Origin of the sequence: Tepidiforma sp., from assembly GCF_026419595.1 — a bacterium.
Lineage (GTDB): Bacteria > Chloroflexota > Dehalococcoidia > Tepidiformales > Tepidiformaceae > Tepidiforma.
The window spans coordinates 141,408-152,991 of sequence record NZ_JANZZD010000005.1 but is presented as its reverse complement, the minus strand read 5'-3'; the positions used below and the strand labels follow the sequence as shown (position 1 = coordinate 152,991).

Sequence of the window (11,584 nt, the reverse complement as noted above, 5' to 3'; positions counted from 1 at the left end):
GCCCGAGAGGTCGCCGGCGCCGGTGAGGCTCGCAGCGGTCAGGACGAGCGCGAGCGCGGCCCCGGCCGCGGCCAGCGTCGCCCGCCCCGGTTCGAGCCAGGCCCCGGCGAGGCGCGGCGCGAAGAACCCCGCGAGCACGAGGAGGAGCAGCAGCGGGAAGCCGGCCGACGGGCTCCCGGCCGCGAACGCCAGGCTGACGAGCGCCGAGAGGGCGGCCAGCGCCAGCGCATCGGCGAGCAGCGCGGCCCCCATCGCGGCAGCGGCGATCACACGAGCACCTCCGCAGCCTGGAAGGCGCCGCCGACCCGCGCCGACTGGACGCCCGGGATATCGGCGCGGGCCGCGCGGTCGGTCGTCGCGAGCAGATGGACCCGGTGCCCTTCATTCGCGAGCCGTTCCAGTGCGTCGGCGAGCGCCTGCGGCACCAGCGCCGCGACCGCCACGATGGTGGAGCCCCGTTCGAGCCTGCCGCTCTCCCGCCGGATCGCCCCGGCGAGGTCGCCCATCGTCAGCGGCTGGATGACCGCGAGCGCCTCGAGCAGCCGAGCGTGCTGGTCGCGCGCACGGGAGGGCGGCAGGCGAATGGGCCGGTCAGCGTCGGGGTAGGCGCCGTTGGCGAGCAGTCCGACCGCGTAGCGCGCACCGGCCGCCCACGTGATGACCGAAGCCGCCACCGACACCAGCCGTTCGAGCTCATCCGAGATGTACCCCTCCCACGCGTGCTCGAGCGTATCGACGTTCAGGAGGACGTAGAGCTGGCGGGTCGCCGAAGGTTCGTAGACCCGGGAGCGAAGCTCGCCGGACCGCGCCGTCGCTTTCCAGTCGATGCGCCGGAGCGGATCGCCCGGCCGGTACTCGCGGAGCCCGGCGATGCGGAGCGGGTCTTCGAAAATCCGCTCCCCGCCGCGCACGTCGCCGAACGGGCGCTCCGCCGGGAGCCCCAGCTCCGGCAGCCGGTAGACCCGCGGGTAGACGATGAGGTGATCGACCTCATCGTCCTCGGTCCGCGAGGGCCACGCGCCGATGAGGTCGGACGAGCGCATCGAGGCCGGGCCGACCGGGTGGTAGCCGCGCCGCTCGGAGCTGAGCGTGAACTGCCAGCGTTCGAGCGAGTACCAGCCTGCGGCCCCCCGGCGTACGAGGTAGTGCAGCCCCGGGACGGCGCTCGCCGCGAGCTGCTCACCCGCCACCCGGAGGTGTTCACCGAGCGCGAGCCGCCATTCGAACCACGGGAGCGGCAGCAGCTTCCGGTTCTCGAGCTCGACCGTGAAGGCGACCGCCTCCCCCTGGAACACCCGCCGCTCCGCGAGCCGCCGCCGCAGCCTGACTCGGTCGAACAGGTGGTTCGCCCACCAGCGGGAGCCGAGGCCGATGACCATCACGCCGAGCCCCACGAGCGCCACGAGCGGCAGGCCCGCCCCGAATCCGACGACGAAGAGCAGGCCCCCGATGAACGGCCACGAATCCCGGAACGGCACCGGTCAACCCTCGATCGGCGCGGGCACCCGCTCCACGACCTCGGCGAGCAGCGCCTCGACGTCGCGGCCCCGGAGCCGCGCCTGCGTCGAAAGGATGACCCGGTGCCCGAGGACGTGCGGCACCAGCGCCTTCGCATCGTCGGGCAGGACGTAGTCGCGGCCCTCGAGTACGGCCCGCGCCCGCGCCGCGCGGAAGAGCGCGAGGGTCGCCCGGGGGCTGCCGCCGAGTTCGAACGCCGGTTCGGCGCGGGTCGCCTGCACGAGCCGGACGATGTACCGCCGGACGGGCGGCGCCACGTGCAGCCTCCGCAGCTGCGCCGCCATCTCGAGCAGCGCCGGCGCCTCGATGACGGGCCGCAGGGACTCGAGCGGGCTCTCGGCCTCGAACCGCTGGAGAATCTGGTCCTCCTCATCTTCGCCCGGGTAACCGAGCCGGAGGCGGAGGAGGAAGCGGTCGAGCTGCGCCTCAGGCAGCGGGAACGTGCCTTCCAGCTCGACCGGGTTCTGCGTCGCGATGACGAGGAACGGCGCCGGCATCCGGACCGTCGTGCCCTCCACCGTGAGCTGCCGCTCCTCCATCGCCTCGAGCAGCGCCGACTGGGTGCGCGGCGTCGCACGGTTGATCTCGTCGGCGAGCACCACCTGCGCGAGTAGCGGCCCCTCCCGGAACACGAACTCCCCGAGCTTCTGGTTGTAGTAGGTGATGCCGGTGATATCGCTGGGCATCAGGTCCGGCGTGAACTGGATCCGCTTGAAGGAGCAGTCGAGCGAGCGGGCGATCGCTTTCGCGAGCGTCGTCTTCCCGGTTCCCGGCACGTCCTCGAGCAGCAGGTGGCCTTCGCAAAGGAGCGCGACGAGGGCGAGGTCGATGACCTCGCGCTGGCCGACGATGACGCGTTCGACGTTGGCGCGGAGGCGCTCCGCGGTGTCCCGGATGGCGGCCGCCTCCGCCGGGCTGAGGCGCTGGTCGAGGGATGCTTCGTTCATGGTGGCGCGATGTTACGCCCCCGGCGGGAAGGCTGGCATTCCGGTGTAGCGGCGCACCTCCGTAGACTGCCCGATCGTGGCGCGCGTCCAGCCGGTCCGCCTCGGCGACAACACCGTCTACCTGCTCGACCACGACGGCGGCCGGGTGCTCATCGACACCGGGCCCGACTACCGCGGCGCGGCGGCCGAACTCGAGTATGCCCTCGGCGGCCGGCTGCCCGACGCCGTGGTGGCGACGCACGGGCACCTCGACCATGCCGGGCTCGGCGGCTGGTGGCAGGAGCAGGGCGTGCCCGTCGCCCTCCACCCGTCCGACTGGCCGCTCGCGCGGGGCGAGGCGCCATCGGACGCGGAGTTCGCCGCCCTCGAGCGGTTCGCGGAAGAGTGCGGCGCGCCGCCGGAGGTAGCAGCAGAGGCAGCCGCCGCCATCGCCGCCCGCCGGGCGTGGACCCGCGCGTCCCGGGCCGGGGAAGGCTACCCGCCGGGCGGCCGCGACCGGCGCTGGCCGTCCGGCCTGCGCTACCGGCCGTTCTCGCCCCGATTGCCGCTCGATGAGGTCCGGGTGCCCGGGCTCGAGCTGCTCCACCTCCCGGGGCACACGCCCGGCAACGCCGTCGCATGGCTGCCATCCGAGGGCTGGCTCTTCTCCGGCGACCAGCTCCTGCCGGGCCTGACCCCGACGCCTGCGCTGCAGGCCCACCACGGCGCCGGCGGCCCCGACTGGCGCTTCCGCAGCTTCCCGGCCTTCCTCGCGGCGCTCCGGCGGCTGCGCGAGCTCCGCCCGGTGCGCTGCTTCCCCGGCCACGGCGAGCCGTTCGGGGATGTCGGGGCCGTCATCGCCGCCAACATCGAGCAGGCGGAGCAGCGGATGGCGCGCACGCTCGAGGTGCTCCGCAGCGACGGCCCGCTGCCCCTTTACCGCATCGCGGAGCGCCTCTACCCGCGCGCCCTCAGGCGGCGCTTCTGGCAAATCGCGGCAACCGTGCAGGGCTTCCTCGACGGGCTCGAAGCCGAGGGACTGGCGGTCTTCGAGGACGGCCGCTGGCAGGCAGCTCAGGCCGCGAGCGCCCCGCGCTCGTAGCCGGCATCGACGACCTCCCCGGGCTCGATCCAGCCGACGAGGTCGCCGTGCCGCTTGAGGACGAGGTGCTCCCGCCCGCCCGGCAGGCGGACGAGCTCGAAGTCCCCCGCCGGGATGGTCGCGACTTCGTCGACCGAATCCACGAGCAGGGCCGCGGTCTCCTGCCCGGCCGCGACCACGACCAGCCGGCGGTCGGCGGTCGCGGGCGTCGGAGCGAACCCGAGCCGTGCGGCGAGGTCGACCACGGGGAGGGCGTGCCCCCGCACCTGGGTGAGCCCGAGCACCCCGGCCGGCGCCCCCGGCGCGGGCGTCAGCGGACCAGGCACGAGGATCTCCCGCACGGCATCGATCGGCAGCGCGTGGCGGCTGCCCCCTGCCGCGAAGATCACGCATTGGACGGGTTCGGACGGCAAGGCCCGGTGCACCATGGAACTCCACCTCCCACCGCAGGTATCGGCACCCGCCGGGGCCCGTGGAGCACGCCGAAGGCCCTTTGCTACGATTGTCACGTGAGCTTTACCGAACTGGCGAACGCGCGCCTCGAGACCATCGGGTTCCGGTCGACGGCGCCGCGCCGCGCCGTCCTCCGCGCCATCGAATCCGCCAGCGCGCCGTTCACGGTCGAAGAGCTGCTCGAATCGCTGCCCGGCGTCGGCCGGGCGACGGTCTTCCGGACCGTCAAGCTCCTCCACGAACTGGACCTCCTCTGTCGCGTACCGCTCGAAGACGGGAGCGTCCGCTACCAGCTGAGCGAAGGAGAGCATCACCACCACCTCGTCTGCCGGCGGTGCGGGCAGTTCACGGAATTCACGGACCTCGAGCTCGATGCCCGCATCCAGGAGCAGGCGCGGGCGCACGGCTTCACGCTCGAAGGACACGCCGTGGAGCTTTACGGCGTCTGCCGCTCCTGCGCGGCGGGCGGCCTCTGACGCCGGGGTGGCGGAATGGCAGACGCAGCCGGCTTAAACCCGGCGGCCGCGAGGCATGTGGGTTCGAATCCCTCCCCCGGCACCACCTGAACCCGGCCGGTACGTCGTCGGAGCGAGGGCCGGCGCCGCGCAGGGCTCCCGCGCGGGCGGGCGCGCGCGGCTCTGCGGCGCTACCGGGCTGGCGGGTCGAGCACCGGGCTCGGTCCGGCGCCGGCCCCTCGGCCCGGCACTCTACCCCGGTCGGCGCCGCCGGGACGCGACTTATGCAACGTGGCCTGGTGAATTTTTCGCCTGTTCGTTACGAACGGCAGGAACCGGACGGGAACGTCAGCGGCCGGGCGCGACGTCCTGCTCATACGGCGTGGCCGAATGCGCGACCTGCCGGAAGGGCTCGAACATCGTGTCGAACCGGCGCACCTCAGCCGGCCGGCGGATGCCCTGGTGCTCGCAGGCGGACCCGACCGAGCAGCTCGCGCAGCAGTACTTCCTGCCCGCCATGATGTGCGGCGGCGACGTGTAGACTGCGTGGCAGCGGATGCAGCGCTGCGGCTCGGCGTTCGTCATCGGGGCTCCCCGCTGGTGCGATTCGCCCCTCATTCTGCCGAGCGCCCGCACTCCGCGAAAGCCAACCCCGCGCAGGTGACCATGGTCAGGATCAATCGCGTGTATACCCGCGCCGGCGACACCGGCACGACTGCGCTCGGCGGCGGCCAGCGCGTCCCGAAGGAGAGCCTCCGCATCGACGCCTACGGCACCGTCGACGAGCTGAACAGCGTCATCGGCGTGGCCGTCGCCGCCGGCCTCCACCCCTCCATGCGGGAGCGCTTCCACGTCATCCAGCAGGTGCTCTTCAACCTCGGGTCGGACCTCTGCATCCTCGAGGAGGACAAGGAGCGGCTGCCCGTGCCGCGCATCGAACCCCGCCACGTCGAACAGCTCGAGCAGTGGATCGACGAGTGGAACGAAGAACTCGAGCCGCTGACGAGCTTCATCCTCCCCGGCGGCGACCTCGCCGCGGCGCAGCTCCACGTCGCGAGGACGGTCTGCCGCCGGGCAGAGCGCGGCGTGATTGCGCTCTCCCGCCAGGAGCCGGTCGGGGCGCAGGTCATCCCCTACCTGAACCGCCTCTCCGACTTCCTGTTCGTCGCCGCCCGCTACCAGGCGAAGCTCGCCGGCATCGGCGACATCACCTGGGACAGCCGGAAGTACTGAGGAGGCCACCGATGGGACGGTTCGACGGGAAAATCGGGTTCGTGACGGGCGGCGGCACCGGCATCGGCTTCGCCTGCGCCCGCGCCATCGTCGACGGGGGCGGGCGCGTCGTCATCGCGGGCCGCCGCGAGCAGGTGCTGCGCGAGGCCTGCGCCCGGCTCGGCCCGGCGGCGAGCTTCGCCGTCTGCGACGTGGCCAGCGATGCCTCGGTCGCGGCCGCCTTCGAACAGGTCGCGCGCGATTTCGGCGCGCTCCACCTCGCGGTCAACGCTGCCGGCACGGGCACGATCGGAAGCGTCCTCAACGGCCCGGTGAGCGAGTTCGTCCGCGTCATCGAAACGAACCTCACGGGCGTCTACCGCGTGATGCAGCAGGAGGCGCGGCTGATGGCCGCTTCCGGGGGCGGAAGCATCGTCAACATCAGCTCCATCGCCGGCACGCACACCCACCGCTGGATGACCGCCTACTGCGCCGCCAAGGCGGGCCTCAACATGCTCACCCGCTGCGCGGCCGACGACCTCGGCGAGCTCGGCATCCGCGTGAACGCCGTCGCCCCCGGCCTCGTGCCGACCGACCTCGCAGCCGGGCTCGTCGCCAACGACGAAACGGTCGCCGAGTACCTCCGCCGGATGCCCCTCGGCCGCCTCGGCACGACGGACGACATCGCGCAGGCCGCCGCCTTCCTGCTGAGCGACGAAGCGAGCTGGATTACGGGCATGGTCGTGGCCGCCGACGGCGGCCACCACCTCCGGCAGGGCCCGGACCTGCTCCACCAGTTCCGGCCGATGTTCGGGGCCGCTGGCGGTTCGTCAACGAACAGCGCTTGACACCGGGTGACAGCTCTCTACGCTTAGCGTTCCCGGCAGCCCCCACACCTACCGGCCGGGAAACAAGGAGTACGAACCATGGCGGATCTCAAGGAAGCGGCAGAACAGTTCGCGAAGGACCTCGTCAACCAGAACATCGCGGGCCTCATGATGGCCTTCACCCCGAACGGCATGGGCCAGGCGATGGCGCTCCAGTCCCAGATGCAGGCCGCCGGCGGCCCGCAGCCGACGGGCACCCCGACCATCTCGGTCGAGCTCCAGGGCCAGGAGGGGGAAGACCACCTCGTCGACATCGTCATGTCCTCCGATGCCGGCTCCCGGACGATCGCGACCCGGTGGAAGGACGTCGCCGGCTCGTGGAAGGTCGACGGCATCTCCCTCAAGGCCTGACGACCGCGCGAGGCGCATGACCGGGAGGGCCGCCCGCACGTGGGCGGCCTTTCCTCGTTCCGTGCGCCGGCTTGCTAAGGTGGAAGGCGATGGCAACGACCCTGACGGGCGCGCGCCCCCTGCCCTGGCCCCAGCGCATCCGCCGCTTCGTGGACGTCGGCTGGACGTTCGTCGTCATCTACCTGACCTACAAGCGGCTGCAGAAGTTCCCGGCGAAGGACCCCGCCGAGCGCGAACGCCGGCTCTCGAACGCCCACCTCTCCGCCGCCCGGCGCATCTACGCGCTGGCGACCCGGATGGAGGGCCTGCTCATCAAGACCTGCCAGTTCATCTCGAGCCGCGCTGACGTCGCCCCGCCGGAGTACATCAGCGTCCTCAGCCGGCTGCAGGACCGCGTCCCGGCGCGGCCATTCCGCGAGGTTGCCGAGCAGGTCCGCCGCGAGCTCGGCGCCCATCCGGACGCCATCTTCGCCGAGTTCAGCCGCGCGCCCATCGCCTCCGCGTCGCTCGCGCAGGTCCACCGCGCGAGGACGAAGGACGGCCACGACGTCGCCGTCAAAGTCCAGTACCCGGGCATCGACCGCGTGCTCGAGACGGACCTCCGCAACATCTCGATCCTCGTCCGCATCCTCGCCCGGATCGAACCGAACTTCGACTTCCGCGTCATCATGCAGGAGCTCAACCGGCAGATCCCGCGCGAGCTCGATTTCGTCCTCGAAGGGCAGAGCGCGGAGCGGGTCGCGCGCGATCTCGCCCACCGCCCGGACATCCGCATCCCGAAGGTCTACTGGGAGTACACCGCCCGCCGCGTGCTGACCACCGAGTTCATCGAGGCGACGAAAATCTCGGACATCCCGGCTCTGCTGGCGCAGGGCATCGACCCGAACCACGTCGCCCTGATCATGACCGAGGCGTACTGCGAGCAGATCCTCGTCCACGGCTATTTCCACGCCGACCCTCACCCGGGAAACCTGCTCGTGCTGCCGGGGCCGGTCGTCGTCTTCCTCGACTTCGGCCTTTCGAAGGAGCTGCCGGAGGATTTCCGCCTGAACTACGCCCGGCTCGTCGTGGCGATGCTGCGGCAGGACGAGGAGGAGATGGTCCGCGCCTTCCGCGCGATCGGCTTCAAGACGAAATCCGAAGACCCCGAATCGCTCATCGCCCTCGGCAAGTCGTTCTTCGAAGCCGCCGGGCCCGACCAGAAGCCGTACATCGACGCCGACGTGATGCCCGAGGTGAACGAGCGGCTGGCGCGCATCCTCAACGCCAACCCGGTCACGGAGATCCCCGGCGATATCCTGCTCATCTTCCGCGTGCTGGGGCTCATGAGCGGCCTCCAGAAGCGGCTCGACAGCCGGGTCAACATGTTCGACACCATCACGCCCTACGCGGAGGAACAGGCGCGGCTGCTCGACGCGCGCCCGGCCGGCGAAGCCGCGGGCTGACTTCCGCGAACCGCTGCACCTACATCAGCCAGTCGGCGATGGCGCGAAAGAGGCCGGTCGCGCTGTCCCACCCGAGGTAGAGCAGCGCCGCCGCCTGCACGGCGACGACGAGCCCGAGCGCACCGACGAGCACGTTGCCGGCGATGGTGCGCCGCCGCTGGGCGGCGCGAGCCTCCCGTTCGAGCCGCTCGAGCTCGGCCCGGAAGAACGCGCGGTCGTACTCCCGCCGCAGCTCCGGCTTCGAAAGCACGGCGTACGCTTCGTTCAGCCGTTGCATCGCCTCGCGCGCCGACTCGTCGTACTGTGACTGGCGCATCAGGTCGTCGGAGAGGCGCGCGTAGGCAGCTTCGATGCCCGCGAGATCAGCCTTCGGCGGCAGGTTGAGGATCGAGTAATAGTCGACGAGGCGTGACTCTGCCATCGCATGCCTCCCTACAGGGATAAGACGGCAGGCAGCGCGAAAAGATGAGGCCGGCGCGGCGTCAGGAAGGGCAGGCGAGCCCGGTGATGTAGTAGCGCACCTGCCGGAGCGGCGTCTCCCGGTCGATCGGGGCGCCGCCGAAGACGTGCGCGAGGATGAACATGTTCATGATGCCGGTGATGGCCGTCGCGCAAAGCGGCACCGAGTCCTGCCGCAGCTGCCCCGACGCCATGCCGCGCGCGAGGATTTCATCGAGCGGGAGCCGCACGCGCTCGCCCAGCGCCTGCGAAAACTCCGCCATCGGCACCCCACCGAGCCCGAACACTTCGCGCAGCACCAGCGCGATGATCTCCTCCTGCTGGAGGAAGTAATCGAGATACCGCTCGCAGTAGGCCAGCACCTGCTCGGTTACCGGCGCCTCGGCGGGGAGCTGCGCGCGGATAGTTTCGGCCATCTCTTCGAGGATCTGCCGGACGATGCCGGCGTACAGTCCCTCTTTCGAGCCGAAGTAGTAGTAAATCATCGGCTTCGTCGTGCCGGCGTCCTCCGAAACTTCGCGCAGCGACGTCGCCGCATACCCCTTCTGCGAGAAGTGGCGCAGCGCGCTCGCGAAAATGCGGTCGCGAACGTCGGGCTCTTTCGCCTGGTCCGGGCCAGGGGTCGACGACACGGGAGTGCTCCGGGTTGAAAGGTCGGAAGCTGCGGGTAAGGGGAGTATACGGCCGGCCGGCGGCAGGGTCATGCGCCGGCGCTGGCGCCGTCGGCGGCCGGGGTGTATGTTTCGAGAAACCCTTTAAGGTGGTCCCGTGAGGCCGCCAAGGGAGGAGGTGCCGGCATGCCCGGCGTCAGGTTTGCGAGCATCTGCGCCTTCTCTGCCAGCCGGGGGAGGCGTTTTTCGTGAGCGCGACGCGTTACCTCGGCCCCGAGGAGATCAGCCGCACGATCCGCCGGCTCGGCCACGAAATCATCGAGAGCAACCGCGGCACTGCCGACCTCGTCCTCGTCGGCCTCCTCTCCCGCGGCTACCCGCTCGCCCGCCGGCTCGCCGCGGCGATTCGCGAGTTCGAAGGCGTCGATGTCCCGGTCGGGTCGCTCGACATCGGCCTCTACCGCGACGACGTCGCCCGCCGCGGCGCCCCGCCGCCGGTCCGCCCCTCTGACATTCCGGTGCCGATCGACGGCAAGACGGTCGTGCTCGTCGACGACGTGCTGTTCACCGGCCGCTCGGCGCGTGCCGCGCTCGATGCCCTGCTCGATTTCGGGCGGCCGGCCCGCGTGCGCCTGTGCGTCCTCATCGACCGCGGCCATCGCGAGCTGCCCATCCGCCCCGATTTCGTGGGCAAGAACATCCCGACCGCGCTCGTCCAGCGCGTGCGGGTGCGGCTCAGCGAGACCGACGGGGAGGACGCCGTCTACGTCTACGGGGAGGAGGCCGCAAGTGCTTGATGCTCCGCCCGCCGAGCCCGCCAGCACCGAAGGCGCCGCCTGGACCCGAAAAGACCTCCTCGATACCGACACGCTCAGCCGGGCCGAGATCGACCTCATCCTCGAGACCGCCCGCGCCATGCGCGAAGTCCGCTCCCGCCCGGTCTCGAAAGTGTCCACCCTGCGCGGGACGACGGTCGCGACCCTCTTCTACGAACAGAGCACCCGGACGCGGGCCAGCTTCGAAGTCGCCGCGAAGGCGCTCGGCGCCGACGTGGTGAACCTCACCGCGTCCGGCTCCTCCGTCGAGAAGGGCGAGACGCTCATCGACACCGTCCGGACGCTCGAAGCGATCGGCACGGACGTCATCGTCATGCGCCACCACCGTTCCGGGGCGCCGCACCTGGCCGCGCGGCACACCGCGGCGGCCATCATCAACGGCGGCGACGGCACCCACGCGCACCCGACCCAGGCCCTCCTCGACCTGTTCACCATGACCCGGCATCTCGGCACGCTCGAAGGCCGCCGGGTCGTCATCGTCGGCGACATCCTCCATTCCCGGGTCGCCCGCTCGAACGCGTGGACGCTCCTGAGGTACGGCGCCGAGGTCACCTTCTGCGGGCCGGCCACACTGCTGCCCCGCTACTTCGTCCCGGAAGCCGATGGGCGCCGATGCGCGGTGACGACGGACCTCGATGCCGCGATCGAGGGCGCCGACGTCGTCATGGCGCTCCGCATGCAGAAGGAGCGCCAGCAGCGCGGCCTCATCCCCTCCCTCCGCGAGTACATCGCCCGCTACCAGGTCAACGCCGCTCGGCTGCGGAAGGCGAAGCCCGGCGCGCTGCTGATGCACCCCGGACCGATGAACGAAGGCATCGAACTCTCGCCGGAGGTCGCCCACGGGGCGCAGTCGCTCATCGAAGAGCAGGTCGCCAACGGGGTCGCCGTCCGCATGGCGCTCCTGTACCTCATCGCCGCGAGGAGCCGAGCATGACCGACCGCATCCTGATTCGCGGCGGCCGCGTCATCGACCCCGCCCGGCGCATCGACGCCGTCCTCGACGTCCTCGTCGACGGGGGCCGCATCGCCGACCTCGCGCCCGGCATCGAGGCGGCCGGTGCGCGCATCCTCGAGGCTCGCGGCTGCCTCGTCGCGCCGGGCTTCGTGGACCTCCATGCCCACCTCCGCGAGCCGGGCTTCGAACAGAAGGGCACGATCGCGACGGAGACCGAGGCGGCGCTCCGGGGCGGCTTCACCACCGTGTGCGCGATGCCGAACACCCGGCCCGCGCCCGACTGCGGGCCGGTGCTCGAAAGCATCCTCGAACGGTTCCGGCGCGACGGCCGCGTCCGCATCCTGCCCATCGGCTGCATCACCCGCGGGCGGGAA

General features: G+C 71.5%; 15 protein-coding genes, 1 tRNA gene and 1 pseudogene. 10 read left to right on the top strand and 7 right to left on the bottom strand.

Translation table 11 applies throughout. The features are described from left to right. From N2041_RS04720 to N2041_RS04710, 3 genes and pseudogenes are all read right to left on the bottom strand, one after another. Nucleotides 1-270, bottom strand: a pseudogene (locus tag N2041_RS04720) (hypothetical protein); the annotation flags it as partial. Next, complete coding sequence (locus N2041_RS04715; RefSeq protein WP_297676314.1) at nt 267-1,478, bottom strand: DUF58 domain-containing protein; 1,212 nt, start codon at nt 1,476-1,478, stop codon at nt 267-269. The pseudogene N2041_RS04720 and the gene N2041_RS04715, both read right to left, overlap by 4 nt. 3 nt (nt 1,479-1,481) lie before the next feature. Next, nucleotides 1,482-2,465 carry a MoxR family ATPase gene (locus N2041_RS04710; protein WP_297676312.1) on the bottom strand — a complete coding sequence of 328 codons (984 nt, stop codon included), beginning with the start codon at nt 2,463-2,465 and terminating at the stop codon, nt 1,482-1,484. Nucleotides 2,466-2,541: 76 nt separating this feature from the next. Here N2041_RS04710 and N2041_RS04705 point away from each other — a divergent pair, with 76 nt between their 5' ends. Further along, nucleotides 2,542-3,546, top strand: coding sequence for an MBL fold metallo-hydrolase (locus N2041_RS04705; RefSeq protein WP_297676310.1), 1,005 nt, complete (start codon nt 2,542-2,544; stop codon nt 3,544-3,546). Here N2041_RS04705 and N2041_RS04700 read toward each other — a convergent pair. After that, entirely contained in the window at nt 3,519-3,974 is a 456-nt protein-coding gene (locus N2041_RS04700; RefSeq protein WP_297676309.1) for a chemotaxis protein CheW, read from the bottom strand. The two genes, N2041_RS04705 and N2041_RS04700, sit on opposite strands and share 28 nt — an antisense overlap. An 81-nt stretch (nt 3,975-4,055) precedes the next feature. On the opposite strand from N2041_RS04700, the gene N2041_RS04695 reads away from it, so the two are divergent. Both N2041_RS04695 and N2041_RS04690 read left to right on the top strand, forming a co-directional pair. Further along, on the top strand, nt 4,056-4,475 hold the full coding sequence (locus N2041_RS04695) for a Fur family transcriptional regulator (RefSeq protein ID WP_297676307.1): 420 nt from the start codon (nt 4,056-4,058) through the stop codon (nt 4,473-4,475). A gap of 1 nt (nt 4,476) precedes the next feature. Continuing rightward, nucleotides 4,477-4,560: transfer RNA gene (locus tag N2041_RS04690), tRNA-Leu, on the top strand. 242 nt (nt 4,561-4,802) lie between these two features. Here the strand turns inward: N2041_RS04690 and N2041_RS04685 are convergent. Next, nucleotides 4,803-5,039, bottom strand: a complete 237-nt coding sequence (locus N2041_RS04685) for a hypothetical protein (protein WP_297676306.1) — start codon at nt 5,037-5,039, stop codon at nt 4,803-4,805. An 81-nt stretch (nt 5,040-5,120) separates the two neighbouring features. On the opposite strand from N2041_RS04685, the gene N2041_RS04680 reads away from it, so the two are divergent. The 4 genes from N2041_RS04680 (at nt 5,121) to N2041_RS04665 (ending at nt 8,349) form a co-directional block, all read left to right on the top strand. Beyond that, nucleotides 5,121-5,687 carry a cob(I)yrinic acid a,c-diamide adenosyltransferase gene (locus tag N2041_RS04680; protein ID WP_367187684.1) on the top strand — a complete coding sequence of 189 codons (567 nt, stop codon included), beginning with the start codon at nt 5,121-5,123 and terminating at the stop codon, nt 5,685-5,687. Nucleotides 5,688-5,698: 11 nt separating this feature from the next. After that, complete coding sequence (locus N2041_RS04675; RefSeq protein WP_297676302.1) at nt 5,699-6,514, top strand: SDR family NAD(P)-dependent oxidoreductase; 816 nt, start codon at nt 5,699-5,701, stop codon at nt 6,512-6,514. Between the two features lie 78 nt (nt 6,515-6,592). Continuing rightward, on the top strand, nt 6,593-6,904 hold the full coding sequence (locus tag N2041_RS04670) for a hypothetical protein (protein ID WP_297676301.1): 312 nt from the start codon (nt 6,593-6,595) through the stop codon (nt 6,902-6,904). 89 nt (nt 6,905-6,993) lie between these two features. After that, the gene (locus N2041_RS04665; protein WP_297676299.1) at nt 6,994-8,349 is read left to right on the top strand and encodes an AarF/ABC1/UbiB kinase family protein; all 1,356 of its coding nucleotides are present in this window, start codon (nt 6,994-6,996) and stop codon (nt 8,347-8,349) included. A gap of 19 nt (nt 8,350-8,368) precedes the next feature. Here the strand turns inward: N2041_RS04665 and N2041_RS04660 are convergent, their stop codons facing one another. Both N2041_RS04660 and N2041_RS04655 read right to left on the bottom strand, forming a co-directional pair. Next, complete coding sequence (locus tag N2041_RS04660) at nt 8,369-8,770, bottom strand: J domain-containing protein (RefSeq protein ID WP_297676297.1); 402 nt, start codon at nt 8,768-8,770, stop codon at nt 8,369-8,371. A gap of 61 nt (nt 8,771-8,831) precedes the next feature. Continuing rightward, nucleotides 8,832-9,440, bottom strand: a complete 609-nt coding sequence (locus N2041_RS04655; RefSeq protein WP_297676295.1) for a TetR/AcrR family transcriptional regulator — start codon at nt 9,438-9,440, stop codon at nt 8,832-8,834. A gap of 227 nt (nt 9,441-9,667) precedes the next feature. Here N2041_RS04655 and pyrR point away from each other — a divergent pair, with 227 nt between their 5' ends. The 3 genes from pyrR to N2041_RS04640 form a co-directional block, all read left to right on the top strand. Further along, complete coding sequence (gene pyrR, locus N2041_RS04650) at nt 9,668-10,216, top strand: bifunctional pyr operon transcriptional regulator/uracil phosphoribosyltransferase PyrR (protein WP_297676293.1); 549 nt, start codon at nt 9,668-9,670, stop codon at nt 10,214-10,216. Then, nucleotides 10,209-11,189: an aspartate carbamoyltransferase catalytic subunit gene (locus tag N2041_RS04645; protein WP_297676291.1), complete on the top strand. Its 981-nt coding sequence runs from the start codon at nt 10,209-10,211 to the stop codon at nt 11,187-11,189. The genes pyrR and N2041_RS04645 overlap by 8 nt, the downstream gene beginning before the upstream one ends. Beyond that, the coding region (locus N2041_RS04640; protein ID WP_297676289.1) for an amidohydrolase family protein at nt 11,186-11,584 on the top strand (399 nt) is incomplete at its 3' end. The genes N2041_RS04645 and N2041_RS04640, both read left to right, overlap by 4 nt.